The sequence below is a fragment of the Cupriavidus sp. YAF13 genome (genome assembly GCF_052113425.1).
Classification (GTDB): Bacteria; Pseudomonadota; Gammaproteobacteria; order Burkholderiales; family Burkholderiaceae; genus Cupriavidus.
This window is the reverse complement of the sequence record NZ_JBFRDD010000004.1, coordinates 55,046-74,284: the sequence shown is the minus strand read 5'-3', so window position 1 is coordinate 74,284 and position 19,239 is coordinate 55,046. Positions and strand designations below refer to the sequence as shown.

At 67.1% G+C, this 19,239-nt stretch carries 16 protein-coding genes; 2 read left to right on the top strand and 14 right to left on the bottom strand.

Annotation, left to right across the window (positions count from 1 at the left end; translation table 11 throughout):
* Positions 1-230: 230 nt before the first annotated feature.
* The 6 genes from AB4061_RS05330 to gtdA form a co-directional block, all read right to left on the bottom strand.
* The gene (locus tag AB4061_RS05330; protein WP_441631597.1) at positions 231-2,081 is read right to left on the bottom strand and encodes an OPT/YSL family transporter; all 1,851 of its coding nucleotides are present in this window, start codon (positions 2,079-2,081) and stop codon (positions 231-233) included.
* Between the two features lie 327 nt (positions 2,082-2,408).
* Positions 2,409-3,752, bottom strand: coding sequence for an MFS transporter (locus AB4061_RS05325; RefSeq protein WP_441631595.1), 1,344 nt, complete (start codon positions 3,750-3,752; stop codon positions 2,409-2,411).
* 122 nt (positions 3,753-3,874) lie between these two features.
* Positions 3,875-5,083: a 3-hydroxybenzoate 6-monooxygenase gene (locus AB4061_RS05320; protein WP_441631593.1), complete on the bottom strand. Its 1,209-nt coding sequence runs from the start codon at positions 5,081-5,083 to the stop codon at positions 3,875-3,877.
* A gap of 61 nt (positions 5,084-5,144) precedes the next feature.
* Positions 5,145-5,789, bottom strand: coding sequence for a maleylacetoacetate isomerase (gene maiA, locus AB4061_RS05315; protein WP_441631591.1), 645 nt, complete (start codon positions 5,787-5,789; stop codon positions 5,145-5,147).
* A 41-nt stretch (positions 5,790-5,830) separates the two neighbouring features.
* Positions 5,831-6,529, bottom strand: a complete 699-nt coding sequence (locus tag AB4061_RS05310; RefSeq protein WP_441631589.1) for a fumarylacetoacetate hydrolase family protein — start codon at positions 6,527-6,529, stop codon at positions 5,831-5,833.
* A gap of 86 nt (positions 6,530-6,615) precedes the next feature.
* Positions 6,616-7,677 carry a gentisate 1,2-dioxygenase gene (gene gtdA / locus AB4061_RS05305; RefSeq protein ID WP_150984632.1) on the bottom strand — a complete coding sequence of 354 codons (1,062 nt, stop codon included), beginning with the start codon at positions 7,675-7,677 and terminating at the stop codon, positions 6,616-6,618.
* Between the two features lie 158 nt (positions 7,678-7,835).
* Between gtdA and AB4061_RS05300 the strand changes: the two genes are divergently transcribed.
* Positions 7,836-8,780 (top strand): LysR substrate-binding domain-containing protein, encoded by a 945-nt coding sequence (locus tag AB4061_RS05300; protein ID WP_441631586.1) that lies wholly within the window; start codon positions 7,836-7,838, stop codon positions 8,778-8,780.
* Positions 8,781-8,796: 16 nt separating this feature from the next.
* Here AB4061_RS05300 and AB4061_RS05295 read toward each other — a convergent pair whose 3' ends face one another.
* From AB4061_RS05295 to AB4061_RS05260, 8 genes are all read right to left on the bottom strand, one after another.
* Entirely contained in the window at positions 8,797-10,509 is a 1,713-nt protein-coding gene (locus tag AB4061_RS05295) for an ABC-F family ATP-binding cassette domain-containing protein (RefSeq protein WP_441631584.1), read from the bottom strand.
* 259 nt (positions 10,510-10,768) lie between these two features.
* Positions 10,769-12,193, bottom strand: a complete 1,425-nt coding sequence (locus AB4061_RS05290) for a DHA2 family efflux MFS transporter permease subunit (RefSeq protein WP_441631582.1) — start codon at positions 12,191-12,193, stop codon at positions 10,769-10,771.
* A gap of 146 nt (positions 12,194-12,339) precedes the next feature.
* The gene (locus AB4061_RS05285; RefSeq protein ID WP_441631580.1) at positions 12,340-13,290 is read right to left on the bottom strand and encodes a cation diffusion facilitator family transporter; all 951 of its coding nucleotides are present in this window, start codon (positions 13,288-13,290) and stop codon (positions 12,340-12,342) included.
* A gap of 57 nt (positions 13,291-13,347) precedes the next feature.
* Positions 13,348-13,812, bottom strand: a complete 465-nt coding sequence (locus tag AB4061_RS05280; RefSeq protein WP_441631578.1) for a DUF6691 family protein — start codon at positions 13,810-13,812, stop codon at positions 13,348-13,350.
* 8 nt (positions 13,813-13,820) lie between these two features.
* Positions 13,821-14,255 carry a YeeE/YedE family protein gene (locus AB4061_RS05275; RefSeq protein WP_441631576.1) on the bottom strand — a complete coding sequence of 145 codons (435 nt, stop codon included), beginning with the start codon at positions 14,253-14,255 and terminating at the stop codon, positions 13,821-13,823.
* A gap of 14 nt (positions 14,256-14,269) precedes the next feature.
* On the bottom strand, positions 14,270-14,590 hold the full coding sequence (locus tag AB4061_RS05270) for a metalloregulator ArsR/SmtB family transcription factor (RefSeq protein WP_441631575.1): 321 nt from the start codon (positions 14,588-14,590) through the stop codon (positions 14,270-14,272).
* 96 nt (positions 14,591-14,686) lie between these two features.
* On the bottom strand, positions 14,687-15,538 hold the full coding sequence (locus AB4061_RS05265; protein WP_441631573.1) for a universal stress protein: 852 nt from the start codon (positions 15,536-15,538) through the stop codon (positions 14,687-14,689).
* 166 nt (positions 15,539-15,704) lie between these two features.
* The gene (locus tag AB4061_RS05260) at positions 15,705-16,394 is read right to left on the bottom strand and encodes a cobalt-precorrin-7 (C(5))-methyltransferase (protein ID WP_441631571.1); all 690 of its coding nucleotides are present in this window, start codon (positions 16,392-16,394) and stop codon (positions 15,705-15,707) included.
* A 241-nt stretch (positions 16,395-16,635) separates the two neighbouring features.
* On the opposite strand from AB4061_RS05260, the gene AB4061_RS05255 reads away from it, so the two are divergent.
* The gene (locus AB4061_RS05255) at positions 16,636-19,203 is read left to right on the top strand and encodes a sensor domain-containing protein (RefSeq protein ID WP_441631569.1); all 2,568 of its coding nucleotides are present in this window, start codon (positions 16,636-16,638) and stop codon (positions 19,201-19,203) included.
* Positions 19,204-19,239 lie beyond the last annotated feature (36 nt).

Genomic DNA, 19,239 nt, shown 5'->3' with positions numbered 1-19,239 from the left:
GTGGCGTTCATGGGCATGCCAGCGCATGATCTCACGCGCGGGGTCGCCGGTGAACCAATGGCGATGGATTTCATGGGCGACCGGCGCAAACACCAAAAACCGTCATCTCACGACCCCATCTTATGAGAATTGAACACGGGGCGCGGCAGCGCAAGCATGCCATCGGCGACCGCCCGCCCGGGCAGCGCTTCGAGCCGGATGGCAGGCTGGCCATCGATTTCTCGCACGCGCTAGCGCGAAGCCATAAATAGCAGCCCTGCAACGCCAAGCCCGACCGCTGCCAGCGCATCCCCTGCGATCAGCCCGCCACCCACCAGTGATGTCGTGCTCATGTCCTCGGGCAAGGCATCCGGCGCGTCCTCGGGCTTGCGCAAGCTGTTAAGCGCGCTGGCCACGACGCCGCCCAGCGCAAACCACGCCGAGGTGGGCAAGTTGACAAATCCGCCAAAGGACGAGGCATAGGGCGACGGCAGCACCACCGTATCCAGCAGGAAATCGGCAACGCCGCCACCCCTTCCCGCCTGGGCAAAGCGCTGGTAGCGCGGCCACGACTTGACCAGCAGGCGCAGCGCCGCGATGGCCAGCCCAAGGACGATGCCCAGCACAACCGCCGTGCGCTGGTGCGGCAAGTCGTTGGTCAGGCCGCGCAACGCGCCGACGATCTTGTAAGTCATGGCCGAAGCCCAGTGCTGGGGCTGCGCGCCAGCCGAGAGCACAGTCTGGTCGAGCGCCAGCGCCGGATACGCCCGCATGAACAGCCTGGCGAACAACACCGCCAGCACCGCGCCGGCAACGATGCCCGCCACCTGGAAGCGAAACTGCACGGTGCGGTTGGTGCCGAGCCGCCAGCCGGTGGAGCGGTCTTGCTGCATGTCGCACGCCTCGCTGGTCGACACCAGCAGCACCGCCGCCGCGATCAGCCCCACATTCGGGTCGCGCAAACCCAGCGCGGCCATCAGGATGACGGACAGCACGAAGGCGGAAGAAATCGGGTTCTGGTCGACCATGCCCACCGAGATGCCGTTGACCATGGCGAACACGAACACCAGCAGCACCGCCAGCACCATGTAGCCCGCGGGCTGATGCAGCAGGCCCACGCCCACCGCCACCACCGCGAGCCCCCAGAACAGCACCCACGCCACCATCCGCCACAGGCTGGCGCCACCTGCCGCCGCGGAAGGCCCGCGCCGTATCCCGCCTGACAGCTGCCGGCCATGCCGGTACACCTTGAGCAGGATCAGCGAGATATCGAGCAGCGCGGCGCCCATGATCATGCCGAGCGCAATCAGGAACGTGATCTTGCGAAAGGGGTCGCCCGGCGCCAGCCAGCCGATGGAGACAAAGAAGGGGATCAGCGCCTGGCCCGCCAGCCCGGCAACAAGCGCCGCCACGCCGATGCGGGCCCCGACGATCATGCCCGCGCCAAAGGTGGAGGCGGACAAATCGATCGCGGCAAGCCGCTCCACGCGGGCCGCACCGATGCCGCTGACGATGCCCAGCGCCGTGCCCCCGGCCAGCCGCGACACCGACTGCCGGAGCAGCACCGGGTCCGTCAGGGCGCGCAGGATGTTGGCCACCGCCAGCCCGGAGGGAAACGTGAGTTGCAGCCGATCAACCAGGATCGGCGTGTACAACATGCCCACGCCCACGCCGAACATGCCCACGCAAAGCATGTACAGCATCAACTGCCAGATCGGCGGCTCGGGCAAGCCCATCCAGGTCATCGCCTGGACCACCACGGCCATGCCGCTCATGCCGGCGACCGATGCGGCAATGGTCTGGATATAGTTCGCGCCATGGCGGCCGTCCGCGCCATAGCCGTAGGTCACCGTGGAGCCGAGAATGCCCGCCAGCACCTGCCCGCCGACAAAGAAGCCGAGCGAGAAGTTCATGTACGCCGCGGCGATCCCGCCCAGCGGGCCGAGGACAAGGACCCCGATGGCGCCGAGCAACGCATAGTATTTCCAGCCGCCCTGCTCTGGCAGCCATGCCCAACGCCGGCCGCTGGCGGCAGCGGCACCGAGCCTCTCGGCGTGTGCCGGCGAGGTAGCGTCTTGCGGTGGCCTGCCGACTGCCGTCATTGGCTTCCCCATGCGCGCTAGCCGCATCGGTGGCTGCTGGATCGAAGGAAAACGAAAAAAGGCCCGCGCGGCGACGACAATGCTGCCGGCGCTGGCCAGATGCTACCGCAAGCGGCGCAGCGCGGGCACGGCGTGCGTGCGCAAGGGCACGCTAAGACGCAGGAACGGTAAGGCACGGCAAGGCGGAGGCGCAAAAAAACCGGACACGAGGCGTGTCCGGCAACCCATTTGCTGACTCAGATCGTGTCACTAACCCGAGATCTCAAATGATAACGATTATCATTTGAATACTCAAGGATGAAACGCATACGTAGCCGCTGGAAGCCCTCAGGCCGCCACCGCCATGCGCCGTGCCTGGCCCGCGCGATGGCGTCCGAGCCGGAGCATGGTGGCGCCAGCCATCACCGCCGGTATTCCCACCATCAGGAACAACGCCGGCATGGTCAGGCCCATGGACAACATGGTGCCGCCCCCAACCGAGCCAACCACCGAGCCCATCCGCCCGACGCCATTGGCCCAGCTCACGCCGGTGGCGCGGCAATCGGTGGGATAGTAGGCCGCCGACAAGGCATTGGCGCCCACTTGCGAGCCGGAGATGCAGAAGCCAGCGGCGAATACCGCCACCCCGGCCAGCCATGGCGCCGTGGTCAGGCTGCCGATGGCGGTGATGAACACACCTGCCAGCGCGTAGCTTGCGGCCAGCACATAGTGCGGGTTGGCCCGGTCCATCAGCCAGCCCAGCACGATGGCCCCGAGGGTGCCGCCCACCTGGAACATCATGGTGACCAGGGCCGCCGTCTTGAGCGAGATCCCAGTCGCCCGCAGCAAGGTGGGCAGCCAGCTGGACAGCAGGTAGATCACCAGCAAGCTCATGAAGAAGGTCAGCCACAGCAGCAAGGTCCCGCGCATCAGTTCGGGCTTGAACAAGTGCGCAACCGGCGAGCCGGGCGCGCGCTTGTCCGCCACCACGATGCTGCCAGGTGCGACACGCTCGCGCGGCGCGATCCGCTCCAGGATGGCCGCCACCTTTTCCGGGTGCCTGCCGCTCAGCACCAGGTAGCGGACCGACTCAGGCAGCTTCCAGACCAAGAGCGGCAGCAGCAGCAACGGCAGCACGCCACCCAGCAGCAGCACGGCGCGCCAGCCGTGCTCTTCGATCAGGTTCGCCGAGGCCAGCCCGCCGAGGGCCGAGCCAATCGTGAAGCCGCAGAACATGGTCGTGACCAGGAAGGAGCGGCGCTTGGCGGGGCAATACTCAGAAGTCAGCGTGATGGTATTGGGCATGGCGCCGCCCAGCCCCAGACCGGTCAGGAAACGCAGCGCCACCAGCCCCCACAGCGAGCCGGAGAACGCGGAGGCCAGGCTCGCGATGCCAAAGAACAGCACGCAGAAAAGCAGCACGCTCTTGCGGCCGAAGCGGTCGGCCAGCGGGCCGAACAGGAACGCGCCGGCCATCAGGCCGGTGAGCCCGGCGCCAAACAACGGCGCCAGGTGCGCCGGCGTGAGCTCCCATTCGGCGCGGATCGCGGGTGCGATAAAGCCAATCGCGGCGGTATCAAATCCGTCGATGGCGACGATCAAAAAACAAAGCGCGACAATCGTGACCTGGAAGGCCGATAGCGGCTGGCGATCGATGAATTCGGTGATGCCGATAGATGGTTGCGTGGGCACAGCGGTCTCCTGCGTTGTGTTTCGAAGCGGCCGATTTGCGATCGGCTCGCCGTTTTTTGGCGGCTCTTTGGCCGCTCTTTGCTTGTTTTGGCCACTTTGGGTTACTTCGGGCCGGCGCCCCCCTATCGCGCCCCGCCCAGGCAGTCTTGCGCGCGCCAGCCGTGCAGCCATTGCAGCGCGTCGTAGAACTGGTCCTGCGTGCGTCCGACCCACAGCGAATTGCGCACCAGCCGCTCCACGCCCTTGGCGTGATACAGCCTGCCCATCTCGCGGGCGGAGTACAGCACGCGCGCGGTGCGCGGGATGCGCGCCTTCTCGTATAGGGCAAAGGCCGCCACGAAATCGCCGTCGGTCTCGGCCACGGCCGCGCCCAGTGTCACGGCATCTTCCAGCGCCTGGCAGGCGCCCTGCGCGAGGTACTGCGTCATGGGGTGGGCGGCATCGCCCAGGATGGTGGCGCGACCAAAGCTCCATTGCTCCACCGGGTCGCGGTCCGCGGTGGCCCAGCGCCGCCAGGAGGTGGGCCGGTCCAGCATCTGGTGCGGGCGGGCGTGGATGCCCTCGAAGTACGACAGCACTTCTTCCTTGCTGCCATCGCGCACGCCCCAGACTTCTTTCTCGCGGCTATGGAAGGTCACCACCAGGTTGTACTGCTCGCCGCCGCGCAGCGGGTAGTGCACCAGATGGCAGTTGGGGCCGGCCCACACCACCGGCGCATTGATCTGCAGGTCGGCCGGCATGTCGGCCACATCCACCACGGCGCGGTACACGACGTGGCCGGTCACGCGTGGTTCGTCACCGAGCAAGGCCTGGCGCACGGCGGATTTCACGCCGTCGCAGCCGATCACGGCATCGCCCTGGTGGCGTTCGCCGTGTTGGTCGATCACCGTCACGCCGCGCTCGTCCTGCTCCAGCGCGCACACCGTGGTGGCGGTGCGGAACTGAATCAGCGGGTGATCCCGCACGGCTTCCAGGATGGACAGGTGGATATCGGCGCGATGGATCACCGCGTAGGGGTTGCCAAAGCGCTGGCGATAGCGCTCGCCGACATCCACCTTGGCGACTTCGGTGGCGTCGATCGCGTCCATCATCACCAGGTAGTCGGTGAAAACGGAGCGCTTGCGCGCGGCTTCGCCCACGCCCAACGCATCCAGCGCGGCAAAGGCGTTGGCACCAAGCTGGATGCCGGCGCCGATTTCACCGATCTGGGCCGCCTGTTCCAGCAATTCAACGCGGATGCCCTGCCGGGCGAGCGCCAGTGCGGCGGCCAGGCCGCCGATGCCGCCGCCGACCACGATCACCTTGCGGTCCGTGCTGCGCGTGTTGTTCATGTTCGTCTCCTTGGGTGCGCACCCGGTGGCCATCCGGCCCCGGGGTGCCCTGTAGCGTTGGTTAGCGCGCCGTGTAGTCCGGCTGCCGCTGAGGTTCTGCCTGCTGGAAGGCTGGGTGCTCGCAGGCATGGCGGTAGACCGCCATGGCGCGCTCGAAGCGTTCGGTACGGCAGCCCATGCGCTGCGCATTGGCGATCTGCGGCACCAGGCAGCAGTCGGCCAGCGTGGGCTGGTCGCCGAAACACCACGGGCCGCGCCCGTGCTGCGCCAGCAGCCGCTCCACCGCGCCCAGCCCTTCGTCCACCCAATGCTGGTACCAGGCGTCCTTTTGCTCCGGCGTCACGCCCAGCGTGTCCTGCAGGTAGCGCAGGATGCGCAGGTTGTTGACCGGATGGATATCGCAGGCAATCACATTGGCCAGCTCCAGCACCCGCGCGCGCAGCTCCGCCGCTTGCGGGATCAGCCGTGGCTCGGGATGGCGGGCGTCGAGGTAGTCGATGATCGCCATCGACTGGCCCAGGTGGAAGTCACCATCCACCAGCGCCGGCACCACCGCCGAGGGGTTGATGGCCGCCACATAGTCCGGGACGCGATGCTCGCCCACGCGGATATTGACCGGCTGGTAGTCGTACGGCAGGCCCTTGAGCGCCAGCGCGATGCGCACGCGGTACGACGTGGAGCTGTTGAAGAAACTATAGATCTGCACGGTGAAGCCCTCTTTCTCGAAATCCCGGAATCTCGACGCCGTCAGGCCACGCGTACCGACAGCTCGCCGAGGCGCTCCACGCCGGCGACCATCAGGTCACCCGGCTTGACGGCCCCGACGCCTTCCGGCGTACCGGTGTAGATCAGGTCGCCCGGTTCCAGGCGGAAGTACCTGGACAGGTCCGCCACGGTCTCGGCCACCGACCAGATCAGGTGCGTGACGTCGCTACGCTGCTTGTCGGCGCCGTTGACGGTCAACCAGATCGCGGCCTGCTCGAAATGCCCCACATCGCTAGCCGGATGGATCGGGCCGATCGGCGCCGAGGCGTCGAAGGCCTTGCCGATTTCCCACGGGCGGCCCATCTCGCGCATCTTCATCTGCAGGTCGCGGCGGGTCATGTCCAGGCCCACGGCATAGCCCCAGACGTGCTCCAGCGCCTGTTCCAGCGGAATATCCGAGCCGCCCTTGCCGATGGCGGCAACCAGCTCGGATTCATAGTGGTAGTTGCTGGTCTGGGCCGGGTACGGCAGCGTCAGGGTCTCGCCGTAGGCGACCGGGATCACGGCATCGGCCGGCTTGCAGAAGAAGAACGGCGGCTCGCGGTCCGGATCGAAGCCCATCTCGCGGGCATGCGCGGCGTAGTTGCGGCCCACGCAGTAGACGCGGCGCACGGGAAACTGGTCGCTGGTGCCAACGACCGGCAGGGCCACGGCGGCGGGAGGGGTAATGACGAAAGACATGGAAGACCTCAGGCAAGAAGCAAGGAAATGGGAAAAGGCAGCAAAAGCGGCAAGGGCAGCAAAAGCAGCCAAGGAACCGGGCCGGATCAGGTGCGCTCTTCGCGCAACAGGTTGAGCGCGGACAGCACCGGGCGGTCGGAATAGCTGAACAGCACCGTGTCCTCGACCGAAGCCAGTTGCACCGGCTGCCAGGACGGCGCCACGAAGGTGTCGCGCGGCTCGAACTGGAACTGCGCCTCGCCGATGCGCACGGTGCCGCGCCCTTCCACCACGGAGTAGACGGTGGCGTCGGTGCTGCGATACGTTTTGCCCTGGAAACCGGCGGGGAGGTATTGCATGAAGGTAGCCATGGTCGGCATCGGCCAGCCGCCGGTGGCCGGGTTCACATAGCGCAGCTTCACGCCATCCCAGGCATCGAGCTCGCCGTTGCGGTAGAGCTGGTCCAGCGCCTCGCGGCTGCGGGCATAGGGGTAGCTGAAGATTGGCGAGGTGGGATCGGTGACGCGGTGGCGCACCGGCAGCATGTTGTGGCCGAAGCGGGCAAAGCTGTCACCTTCGGGACGCAGCACCGGCTGCGAGGCTTCGGGGTAGTTCTCCGCAAAGCCGGCATCCAGGTGCTGCAGCAGCGGGATATCCAGCCCGTCGAGCCAAACCACCGGCTCGCCGCCCTGCGCCACGGACGGGTTGCCGTGGTCATGCCAGGTCCACGACGGCGTGATGATGAAATCGCCCGGATGCATGGTGGTGCGCTCGCCGTTGACGGCGGTCCAGGCACCACGGCCTTCCACGATAAAGCGCAGCGCGGACTGGGTATGGCGATGGCTGGGGGCAATCTCGCCGGGCAGGATCAGCTGCAAGCCGGCGTACAGCGTGGAGGTGATGCTGGACTTGCCGGGCAGGCCGGGATTTTCCAGCACCAGCACGCGGCGCACGGCTTCTTCCGCGCTGATGACCTCGCCCGCCTGCATCACCAGCGGGCGGATCTCGGCGTATTTCCAGATCGCCGGCTGCGCTTGCGGGCGCGGCTCGCGCGGGACCAGCGCGTGCAGCGATTCCCACAGGGGCGCCATCTGGTTGCGGCCGATGCGGCTGTAATAGGCTGAACGGTCTGAAGCAGAACGGTCGGTGCTCTTCTTTGCATCTGGCATGGCCTTGTCTCCGATTTCATCGCCCGGTCGGGGCGCTGAGCAGCCGCTGTGGGCTGCGGGGTGCGATGGAAGATTTATACGCCCGGAGATATACCTTGTAAAATGACAAATTCCTCTTATCCATATGGATATGGATATACCTCAAAGGGAATACCCTGATGGATTGGACCCAGCGGCTCCGGCTGCGCAACCTGCAGATGCTGCTTAGCCTGGCGCAGACCGGAAACATGAGCCAGACGGCCGCGGCGCTCAGCACCACGCAGCCCGCCTTATCGAAATGGCTCAAGGAACTCGAAGACGACATCGGCCTGCCGCTGTTCGAGCGCCATGCGCGCGGCCTGCGTCCCACGCCCTATGGCGAATCGATGATTGCCCATGCCAGGCGCATCGAGGCGCACCTGGATACCGCCCGCGACGACATGCAGGCGATGCGCGCAGGCGGCAGCGGCCTGGTGGTGATCGGCACCTCCGGCGCGTCGGCTGCCGATACCGTGCCGCTAGCCGTCACCTCGCTCTTGCAGCGCTTGCCGAAAGCCCATGTCCGGCTGGTGGAAAGCACCATGAACCTGCTGATGGCGCAGCTGGCCCGGGGCGAGGTCGATATCGTGGTGGGCCGCTCCGCGCCGGAACTGCAGGACGGGCAGATGCGCGCCGAGGCGCTCTACATGGAGCCGATCCACTTCGTCACGCGCCCGCGGCATCCGCTGTTTGAGCTGGCCGAACCGGGCTGGGCCGACCTGCAGGCGTACCGGTGGATCGTGTGGCCACGCGGCACGCCCATCCGCAACACGCTGGAGTCGGCGCTGAACGCGGCTGGCCAGGGCATGCCGGCCGATTGCGTGGAGTCGAACTCGGTCATCCTCAACCTGACCTTGCTCAACCACAGCAATATGATTGGCGTGGCCTCGCACCGGACCGCGCGGCGCCTGGAGCACCTTGGCGCCCTGCGCATCCTGCCGCTGCGGCTGGCGGGCTTTGGCTCGGTGTCCATGTACTGGCGCGACGACGGCTTTGGCCGTATCGCGGTCAGCGCCGCGCTGGACGCCCTGCGGCGCGCGGCGGTGCGCTCGGTCGATGAAACGCCCGACGACACGCAAGGGTGACGCCAGCCAGCGCGGCTTACCGGCAAGCCGCCAGCTGCCAGTCCCCGCCTTGCCACGCCAGCATGTGAGTCAACCCCAGCGCATCGAGGAAACGCCGGTCGTGCGACGCCACCAGGATGGCGCCGGGATAGGCGCTCAAGGCCTGCTCCAGCGCGCGCACCGAATCCAGGTCGAGGTGATTGGTGGGCTCGTCGAGCAAGAGCATTTGGGCGGGCTGCGCGGCCCATAAGGCGCAGGCAAGGGCTGCCTTCAGGCGCTCGCCCCCGCTCAATACGCCGGAAGGCTGCCGCACCAGCGCCGCGCCCAGCCCGAGCAACGACAAATGGCTGCGCAGCACGCCCTCCGGCAAGGGGCTGTCCAGTTCGCGCAGCCGCTCCAGCACGGACATCGCCGGCGGCAGCAGGGTCGCCGCCTGCTGATCGAGCCAGGCTTTGGGAATGCCTGCCGCACAGGTGCCGGAAACCGGGTTCTCGACGCTGGCCAGCAATTTGAGCAACGTCGTTTTGCCGCAGCCGTTGGGACCGGTCACGGCAACGCGCACCGGGCCCGAGAGCGTCAGGTTGAGCGGCTTTGAGCCGGCCGGAAACGGCAGGATCGCGTCTTGCACGTGCACCACGCGCTTGCCCGCGGCGACCACCGCGCCGGGCAGCATCAGCGCCACCGGCGGGCCAGGCTCGATGCGCTGCGCGGCTTGCTGCACGGCATCGTCCAGCGTCGCCCGGGTTTCCTGCTGGCGCCGCTGCTCGCGGCCGGAATGCGCCTGCGCACCGTCCTTCAGCCGGCCGAGGTAGATGCCGGGCAGGTTGGCCATCTTGCCCGCGCGGTCGTTGCGCGCGGCACGGCGCTGATGGGCATCATGCTGGCGCCGCAAGTCGCGCAAGGCCGAGTTGCGGCTGGTACGCGCGTGCTCCAGCTCGGCTTGCGCGGCAGTGGCTTCGGCGTCGCGCTGCGCCGCATACAGCGTGTAGCTGCCGCCGTAGTGGCGCAAGCCATCCGGCTTCAGCGCGGCAATGTGGTCCATGTCTTCCAGCAATTCGCGGTCGTGGCTGACCACCACGAGGCCACCGCGCCATCGCCGCAACTGAGCGCGCAGCCATTGCCGGGCGGCGAGGTCGAGGTGATTGCTGGGCTCATCGAGCACCAGTCCATCTGCCCTGGAAAGAAAGGCCCCCACCAGCGCCACGCGCGTGAGTTCGCCGCCGCTGAGGCTGCGGGCGAGCCGCTCCGGTTCCAGATGCCCCAGGCCAGCCGCCTCGCAGGCCAGCCGCAGCTGGTCGCGCAGGTCCCACCGCCCTTCCAGCAGGTCGAAATCCGTGCCCTCCGGCTCGCCCCGCTCCACCCGGGCGAGCGCATCGAAAGCTGGCGTCAGGCCCGCGACGTCCGCCAGCGTCGCGTCTGGTGCCAAGCTGCCGTCTTGCGGCACATAGGCAACGGTGGCATGCCTGACGATGCGCCCGGCATCCGGTGTGACCAGGCCCGCCAGCACCTTGGCCAGCACGCTCTTGCCGGTGCCGTTGCGGCCAACCAGGCCGATGCGCTGGGGCTGGAGGGTGTCGCTCAGGTCGTCCAGCAGCACCCGCCCGTCGGGCAGCGCCACGGTGACGTGGCGCAGGGAAATCCAGAACGCCGGCGGCGAACCTGAGTGGGAATCTATGGAGGTGGGACCAGAATTGCCGCCGGACGGCGGCGCGGAGAAAACCGCGAACGGAATCGATAGGAAGTCAGCCATGCAAGCTCCAGACAAAACAGGTAGCGCGCCTGGAACCCGAGGACTCAACGAGGACTCAACAATGGTTCAACAAGCGCGAACAGGTTTGAAGTGGGCTTACAGGTTCATTTTGCGTTGACTCCGGTGGATGCGGATGGTGTGACCGGTCAGGCCCCTGCCGAGTTCCGCTCAGTTTGTATTGCCCGCAGCAGGCGAGCATTGCGGCGCGTTCGCCAGGCTCAGGCCCGCCCGTCGCTCGCTTCATATCGGGAGGGACCTGTCATCCAGCCGCCCGCCGGCTCGACAGATGCCGCCCCGCATCCGGCGCGAGCCGGACATACCCGATCAACGACACCAGCGTCAGCACGCCCGCGAAGAGAAACGCCCAGCGAAAATCGCCGAGCGTAAAGTGCGGCACGTCGCTGGCCTCGCCGCGCAGCGATGCGGCAATCCTCAGCGACAGCGAGCCAAACGCGATGCCAAGGCCGATCGACATCTGCTGGGCAGCATTCCATAGCGTATTGGCGCTGCTCATCTGGTTTTGCGGGATATCGGCATAGGCCAGCGTGGCGAGCGTGGAGAACTGCATTGAGCGCGTCACGCCGTAGATAAACACCACGAACAGCACGATGGCGAGCGGCGTCTCGGGCGTGAGCAACCCGCACGCGACGATGAACAGGCTGGCGAAAGCCACGTCGACGATCGCGGTGGCACGAAAGCCGTAGTGTTGCAGCACGCGCGTGGTCAATGCCTTCATGCCGAGGTTGCCGAGCGCGCTGGCTAGCAGCAACAGCCCGGAGCGGAACGCGGACAGCCCGAAGCCAACCTGGAACAGCAGAGGCATCAGGTACGGCACCGCCCCGATGCCGATACGGGTGACGGACCCGGTGATCACGGTGACCGAGAACGTCGGCACGCGCAGCGTCGTGAAATCGAGCAGCGGATGCTCGCGCCCCGCTGCATGGCGCACGRCCAGCACGCCCAGGGCGACGCCAGCAGCCACGAAAGCGCCCGCCGTTGCCAGGCTGGAGCCTTGCTGGCTGGCCAGCTCCGTGCCGTACAGCACGAAGGTGAGCGTGGTCCCGCTGAGCAGGAAGCCAACGATATCAAGCGGCTTGGGCTCGCTCGCGCGTTCGTTGCGGATCATCATGAAGGTGGCGATCAGCGCGGCAATGCCGAATGGCACGTTAAGCAGGAAGATCCAGCGCCAGGAGGCGTAGGTGGTGATGAACCCGCCGATGGGCGGCCCCACCACGGGCGCCACGATGGCCGGCCAGGTGATGGTGGAAATGGCCTTGATCAATTGGCGCTTATCCGTGTTGCGCACCACGATCAGCCGACCGACCGGCACCATCATCGCGCCGCCAATGCCCTGCAGCACGCGCGCCGCGGTGAACGCGAACAACCCGTTCGATGCGCCGCACAGCACCGAGGCCACCGTGAAAACAACGATCGCCCCGCCGAACACCGTCCTTGACCCAAAGCGATCAGCGATCCAGCCACTGATCGGGATAAACACCGCCAGCGCCAGCATATAGGCCGTCATGCCCAGGCTCAGGTCATTCGGCCCGACCCCGAACGACCGCGCCATCTGCGGCAACGCAGTAGCGAGCACGGTGGTATCGAGGTACTCCATGAAGAAGGTAGCCGCGACGAGATAAGGCAGGAATCTCATCGACGATGACTGGGTTTGCGTGTGGTCCATGGAGCGGCGGGTGCGGGGGATGCGGGTCTGCGCGGCGAAGCGGGCGGACCGCCTTTTTGCCACCGGAAAAGCCATTTCAAGCCAGGATGGCAATCATACCGGGCATCGGCAAAGGACGTTCGCCCACGCCCGGCCCCGCGCAGCCGTCATGCCGCGCCTGCGCGCGCCGGGCCCTCCGCCTGGCGCTGCGGCACGCGCACCGGGTCGACATGGGTCATCACATTGAGCACGTCCTGAATCTGCATGGCGGCAAGGCGCGCCTCCACCGCAATACGGTGCCCTGCTTCGACTGTCATTGCGCCATCGATCTCCAGATGCACGTCGACCAGGATCGCGTCGCCCATCTTGCGGGTCTTCAGGTCATGCAGGCCCAGCACGCCAGGCGTGGCCAGCATGGCCTGGCGAATCGCCTCGATGCTCTGCGCGTCCACGGCACGGTCCATCAGGTCATGCAGGGCATCCCAGGAGAACTTCCAGCCCATCCTGGTCACCATCAGGCCGACCACCAGCGCGGCCACAGGGTCGAGCATGTGGTAGCCAAGCAGGTTGCCGCCGATGCCCACGGCGACCACCAGCGACGATGCCGCATCCGAGCGCGCATGCCATGCGTTGGCAACCAGCATGCTGGAGCGCACGCGCTCGGCCACGGCAAGCATGTAGCGGAACAACGATTCCTTTGCCGCCAGCGCGCCCAATGCCACCCATAGCGCGACACCCTTGACCGGCTGGATCAGATCGGGATGCTCCAGCTTTTGCACAGCCGACCACAGCATGCCGACGCCGACCGCGAGCAACAGCAGGCCGATCGCCAGCGAGGCGGCGGTCTCGAAACGCTGGTGGCCGTACTGGTGGTCGGCATCCGCGCCCTTGCGGCTATGGTGGCTGGCAAACAGCACGACAAAGTCCGAGACCAGGTCGGAGAGCGAGTGAATGGCATCCGCGATCAATGCCTGGGAGCCGGCCACCACGCCCGCCACCAGCTGCATGCAGGTCAGCAGGATATTCACGGCCACGCTCACCCAGGTGCTGCGCCGCGCCGCCTGGTCCCGGGCGGGCGTTTCTACCTCGGCCTCGTCGATGACCYCATCAGTTCGCATCGATGGATGACTCCTGTTGTCCGGCTCACGTCCGGTTTATGTCCGGTTTATGCTCAATTAGCGTCCGGTCAATGCCTTGCCGGGTAAAACGCGGCCGCGTCCGAGCCATTCCAGCCACTCGAACAGCGCCATTCCGGCCAGCATGGCCAGCACAAAGACTGCGCCTTGCCATGCGCCCGCGCCCAGCAGCACCAGCGCCGGCCCCGGGCAGATCCCCGCCAGCCCCCAGCCCACACCGAACAACAGGCTACCACCAAGCAAGCGCCGGTCAATCCGGCGCGACGCCGGCAGCTGCATGGGCAAGCCCAGCAGCGAGACGGCACGCCGCCGGGCAATGCAGAACGCCACCACGCCCACCGCGATCGCGCCGCCCATCACCAGCGCCAGCGAGGGATCCCAGCGCCCGGCAAGGTCGAGGAATCCGAGCACCTTCTCTGGATTGGCCATGCCGGCCAGGATCAGCCCGAGGCCGAATACCAGGCCAGAGGCCAGCGAGATCAGCAAGGAAGAAAGGCGGTTCATGTCGCTCCTCATGCGCCGAGCAAGTGCCGTGCGACAAAGACCGTCGCAAAACCGGCCCCCATAAAGGCCGCTGTGGCCGCCAGCGAGCGTGGCGAGAGCCGCGATAGCCCGCAAACGCCATGCCCACTGGTGCAGCCCGCGCCGTAGCGGGTACCCAATCCCACCAGCAAGCCGGCGACGGCCAGCAGGCCGGCGCCGGCATGGACCCGAATCTCCGGCAGCGCGCCGAACAGGCGCCAGAGCAGCGGTGCCGCCAGCAGGCCAAGCACAAAGGCGATACGCCAGCCGGCTTCCGCGCGCGTTGGCCGCAGCAAGCCACCAATGATGCCGCTGATGCCCGCGATGCGCCCGTTGAGCAGCACGAGCGCGGCGGCGGCCAGTCCAATCAGCAGGCCCCCGCCCAGCGCGGACCAGGGCGTGAAGTGTGTCCAGTCAATGATCATGGCCAGTGGCTCCTTCATTCAGTGGGGCAATACAGGGCGTAAAGCGTTTCGAGCACGGCCAGCACCCGCGCATCGGCAACCGCGTAGAAAATCCGCTTGCCGTCGCGCCGCGTGTTGACCAGCCCTTCCGCGCGCAGCACACCGAGTTGTTGCGACAAGGTGGGTTGGTGGATGCCGAGCAGCGCTTCGAGCTCGCCCACCGACATCTCGCCCTGGCTGAGCTGGCAAAGCAGCAGCAGCCTGTCTTCATTGGCGAGGGCGCGCAACATGGCGGTGGCGTCGCCCGCGGCGGCGCGCATCGCGTCCAGGCTCAGGGAGGGAGAAGCCGCTTGCATGGGTTCGGCAAAGGCCGGGCGAGACCCCGGCCTGCTAATCAATATACGGTCGAATATTATATCAAAAAGTATATTGATTCCAGTCCAGGCCGACCTTCAATGCGACATCAACACCGGAATGCCGGCGTGGCGCATCAGGGTGCGGGTGGTGCCGCCAGTGACCAGTTCACGCAACCGGGCGTGCCCATAACCACCCGCCACCAGCAGGTCGGCCTGCAAGTGCCGCACCGCATCGAGCAATAGCTCGCCGATCCCGTGGCTGCCTTGCACGGCGTGCATGACGCTGGTGACGCCCTGGCGCGCCAGGTGATCGCGCAGGCCGGCGTGCGCGCCGGGCACATCGGGCATGCCGTGGGCCGCCGAGCCGTCATGCGTGCTGGACGCCGCCACCACGGTGACACGCTTGGCCAGGCGCAGCAGGGGCATCGCATCGGCCACGGCCCGGGCGGCTTCCCGCCCACCATCCCATGCAATGGCCACATGCTCGCAGGGCAAATGCCGCACGCCCGGCGGCACCAGCAGCACCGGGCGGCCAGTGTTGAGCAACACATATTCCGGGGTCTGCGCCACCAGCACGGGAATGGTTTCCGGCCCGGGCAGGCGGGCCAGGACGACCACGTCCGCCACCCGCCCTTGCTGGACCAGCGCCCAGCCCACGTCGTCCTCGATGACCCGGTGGGTGAAACCCACGCCGGGCGCCGCTTCGCGCATGGCCCGATGAAATGCAGCGCTGGCTTCGGCGCCCTGCGCCAGCAACTGGCGCCGGGCCAGTTCCGCGTAGTATCCCGCCTCGTCGCCCGCGCCCCGGAACGGCTCCAGCCGCATGCCGGTGGCCGTCACCCCGATCACATGGCCGGCCGAGCGCTGCGCCAGTTCCGCAGCCAGGTTGACGCGATCCGCACAGCCGGGATCCGCTCCGAGTTCGACCAGCACGGTCTTGAAATCCATGATGTTTTCCCTCCGGTCTGGAGACCCCTGCACACGGTTGCAGGCGTTTTTTGCGACTATCCGAAAATGGACTCTACTCCGTGCGCGGAGCAGCGCAAGCGGGCAATGCGGGCGAATTGCGGCAGATCAATGCCGAGAGCCTGCCCCGCGCGGCCGGCGCGCGGAGCTACGCAAGCGGCGGCAGATCGAGCTGGCTGGCCATTGGCGCCAGCGCACGGATCAGCATGATGCTCATATCAGTGAACGCCAGCGTGCAACTGGCCAGCGTGCCACACCAGTGCGCATCGGCCAGCGTCAGGTTCTCCCAGACCTCGACCGGATGCTCGGGCGGCACGCCCTGCGCCACCAGCCAGGCGGCGATATCGCTGGGCATGAAATCCCATGGGCGCGGAATCACGATGGCGTTGCGCTGGTCCGCCAGCACGTGCACCAGATGGCGCTTGAACGGCTCCAGGTCTCCGCGCCGGTGAAAGGTCAGGAAGGTGGTCTCGTCAAAGCAAACCTTGCCGCGCGCGGCCAGCACCTGGGCCGAAGAGATGCCGGGCACGGTATCCACCGGATGGCCGCATGCCCGCTCGACCCGCTCCAGGTACTGGAATCCGCTGAAATGCATGTCGCCCATGAACAGCACCACGCAGCGCCGGCCGCCATGGTGCTCGGCGGCAACCCAGGCGAGCCGCTCCACCTGGTCCTGGTATCCCATGGTGACCACCCGGGCCGCCGCCGGCACCAGCGGCCGGATGACGTCGATGACCGTGTCGAAGCCGGCCACGATGTCGGCGCCACGGATCAGGTCCGCCACGCCGTGGGTCAGGAAGTCGAGGTGCCCGGGGCCAACGCCGGCGCAGATGATCATGAAGAGTCCCGCTTCGATCGATGCAAATGGGGACGGCGCGCGCATCGCCCCGTCAAGACAGGGCGCGATTATGCCAAGCCATCGGCGCGCGAGGCGGGCGCCGGGGGCCGCCTCGCGCAAAAAAAAGTACTTCAGGATCCAGCCATGGATGCCGATACCTGCTTCAGAGCCGAGTCAATGTCCCGCGAGCCCTACCGGGCAAGGCAGGCATTCTCGGTCGTTAGCGACGTTTACCTCACTCATGCCAGATAGAGACAAAGCGCTCAGCATAGCCGACCCCCATCAGTTGTTCCGCAATTCGCTCGAGCAAGCCACCGACGCCGTCTTCATCCTGAACGCGGACAACAAGGTGATCTTCCTGAACGCTGCTGCGGAGGCACTCTATGGCGCATCCCGTACGCAGGTCTTCGGCATGAACGTCGAGGCGCTCGTGCAAAAGCTGCCGGATGCCGACGCGAAGCGCGCCCAGCCCTTGCCCGCCGTCCAGATCCTGAGGCCGGATGGTGAACTTCGCTTTGGCCATGTCGCGGAATCCAGCACCCGCCTGGGCGACGTTACGCTGCGCACGCTGCTGGTCAAGGTGCCCAGCCACCAGGATGCCAGCCGCGACGATCACCCGCTGCTATCCGTCATTGCCGACGAGATCGACAGCGCCGTGCTGGTGGTCGATGCCGACTGGCACATCGTGTACGCCAACGCCGGGCTCACGCGCATGCTGGGCTACAAGCCCAGCGAGCTGACCGGCAAGACCCCGCGCGAGATACTGGCCGGCGAGTTCACCGATCCCGGCGTGATGCAACGCTTGCATGCCCAGCGCTCATCCCCGGGCGGCGAGCGCCACGAGGCCCTGGTGTATGCGCGCAACGGCAGCGCGCTGTGGGTCTGCGCCACCGTCCGCCATCTGGTCAGCGCGACTGGCGACCGGCATCACGCCATCGTCATCCTGTCCGACATCACCCAGCAGCGGACCTACGAGATGCTGCAGCGAAAGGTCCTGCAAGCCATGGTGATGGAGCAGCCGCTGCCCGCCGTGATGGAGTTGATCTGCGAAGAAGTACAACGGGTGGCACCCTCCGTGATCGCGTCCGTGCTGCGGGTGGACGCCGACGGGCGCATGCACCCGCTGGCCGCGCCCGGCCTGCCGCCCGAGTATTCGGCCGCGCTGGACAGCCTGATCATCGGGCCGTCCGTGGGCTCCTGCGGCACGGCCGCCTGGCTGGGCGAGCCGGTGGTGGTCAGCGATATCGCCAACGATCCGCTTTGGGCGGATTTTCGCGATCTTGCCCTGCCCCTCGGCCTGGCGGCATGCTGGTCCTATCCGATCAAGGCCAGCGATGGCCGCGTGCTTGCCACGCTGGCCTTCTACTGCCGCACCGTCCGCCGGCCCGACGCCTTCCATCAGCAGCTGGCCGAGGTATGCGCCTCGCTGTGCAAGCTCGCGTTCGAGCGCGAGGAAGCCGCCGAGCGCATCCTGCAGCTCGACCACTACGACTCGCTGACCGGCTTGCCCAACCGCAGCCTGCTGCAGATGCAAGCCAGCACCCTGCTGCTCGCGGCGCGCTCGGCCGGCACCACGCTCAGCGTGCTGTTCGTCGACCTGGACCGCTTCAAGCATATCAACGACTCGCTCGGCCACGTCGGCGGCGACAAGCTGCTGCGCGAGGTTGCGCAACGCCTTAGCGCGCACGCCGGGGATACCGCGCTGGTGGCGCGGCTGTCGGGCGACGAATTCGCACTGGTGCTGCCCGACAGCGACCGCACCCAGACCATTGCGGCGGGCAAGCGCATCCTGGCCGCGCTGCGCCAGCCGCTGCGCATCGACCACGCCAGCATTGCCCCCTCGGCCAGCATCGGCATCAGCATGTTCCCGGCCGACGGCGATGCGCTGGACTACCTGCTGCACTGCGCCGAGATGGCCATGTACGACGCCAAGGCCGCCGGGCGCAACCTGTTCCGCTTCTTCAGCATCGAGATGAACTGGGCCGCCCAGGAGCGCCTGGCGCTGGAGTCCGCGCTGCGCGACGCCCTGCTGGCCGAGGAGCTTCACCTCAACTTCCAGCCTCAGGTGTTCCTGCGCGATGGGCGCCTCTATGGCCTGGAGGTGCTGGTGCGCTGGCACCACCCGCACTTCGGGATGGTGTCGCCGGACCGCTTCGTGCCACTGGCCGAAGACAGCGGCCTGATCGGCACGCTGGATCGCTGGGTGCTGGAGCAATCGTGCGCGCAGCTAGCTGCCTGGCGCCGGGAAGGGCTTTCCGTACCCACGATCTCCGTCAATATCTCGCCCGCCAGCTTCCGCGACCCGGGGCTGCCTGCGCAAGTGGCCGAGACCCTGGCCCGCCATGGGCTGCCCGCCCAGGCGCTGGTGCTGGAAATGACCGAAGGACTGCTGATGGAAGACGACGCGGGCCTCGCCGCCACCGTTGCCGCCATCCACGCGCAGGGCGTGCGCTTGTCCATGGACGACTTCGGCACGGGATATTCCAGCCTGGGGTACCTCAGGCAATTGCCCGTGCACCAGCTCAAGCTGGACAAGAGCTTTGTGATCGACCTGGAGAGCGATGCCGCCGCCCGCGAGCTGGCCAGCGCCGTCATCCGCATTGGCGACAGCCTGAAGCTCGCGGTGATCGCCGAAGGCGTGGAAAACGAAGCCCAGCGGCGCTTCCTGCTATCGCAGGGATGCCATATGGGGCAAGGCTACCTGTTCTCGCGCCCGCTGGATGCCCTGGCGGTGGCGAAATGGATCGCCGCGCCGCAGGCGGTTGAGCGGCAGCCGGCGGAACATGGGGAGCGACATTCACGGCGCTGAAGGAAGAAGCGGGGCAGCGCCCCGCTCCCGACCTAC

Bases quoted from the DNA above. Each gene is read 5' to 3' on its own strand.
- AB4061_RS05295 (WP_441631584.1), bottom strand. From the start codon at position 10,509: ATGGCTGACTTCCTATCGATTCCGTTCGCGGTTTTCTCCGCGCCGCCG.
- AB4061_RS05260 (WP_441631571.1), bottom strand. From the start codon at position 16,394: ATGATCATCTGCGCCGGCGTTGGCCCCGGGCACCTCGACTTCCTGACC.
- AB4061_RS05265 (WP_441631573.1), bottom strand. From the start codon at position 15,538: ATGGATTTCAAGACCGTGCTGGTCGAACTCGGAGCGGATCCCGGCTGT.
- AB4061_RS05320 (WP_441631593.1), bottom strand. From the start codon at position 5,083: ATGAACAACACGCGCAGCACGGACCGCAAGGTGATCGTGGTCGGCGGC.
- AB4061_RS05330 (WP_441631597.1), bottom strand. From the start codon at position 2,081: ATGACGGCAGTCGGCAGGCCACCGCAAGACGCTACCTCGCCGGCACAC.
- AB4061_RS05300 (WP_441631586.1), top strand. From the start codon at position 7,836: ATGGATTGGACCCAGCGGCTCCGGCTGCGCAACCTGCAGATGCTGCTT.
- AB4061_RS05270 (WP_441631575.1), bottom strand. From the start codon at position 14,590: ATGCAAGCGGCTTCTCCCTCCCTGAGCCTGGACGCGATGCGCGCCGCC.
- AB4061_RS05310 (WP_441631589.1), bottom strand. From the start codon at position 6,529: ATGTCTTTCGTCATTACCCCTCCCGCCGCCGTGGCCCTGCCGGTCGTT.
- gtdA (WP_150984632.1), bottom strand. From the start codon at position 7,677: ATGCCAGATGCAAAGAAGAGCACCGACCGTTCTGCTTCAGACCGTTCA.
- AB4061_RS05280 (WP_441631578.1), bottom strand. From the start codon at position 13,812: ATGAACCGCCTTTCTTCCTTGCTGATCTCGCTGGCCTCTGGCCTGGTA.
- AB4061_RS05275 (WP_441631576.1), bottom strand. From the start codon at position 14,255: ATGATCATTGACTGGACACACTTCACGCCCTGGTCCGCGCTGGGCGGG.
- AB4061_RS05255 (WP_441631569.1), top strand. From the start codon at position 16,636: ATGCCAGATAGAGACAAAGCGCTCAGCATAGCCGACCCCCATCAGTTG.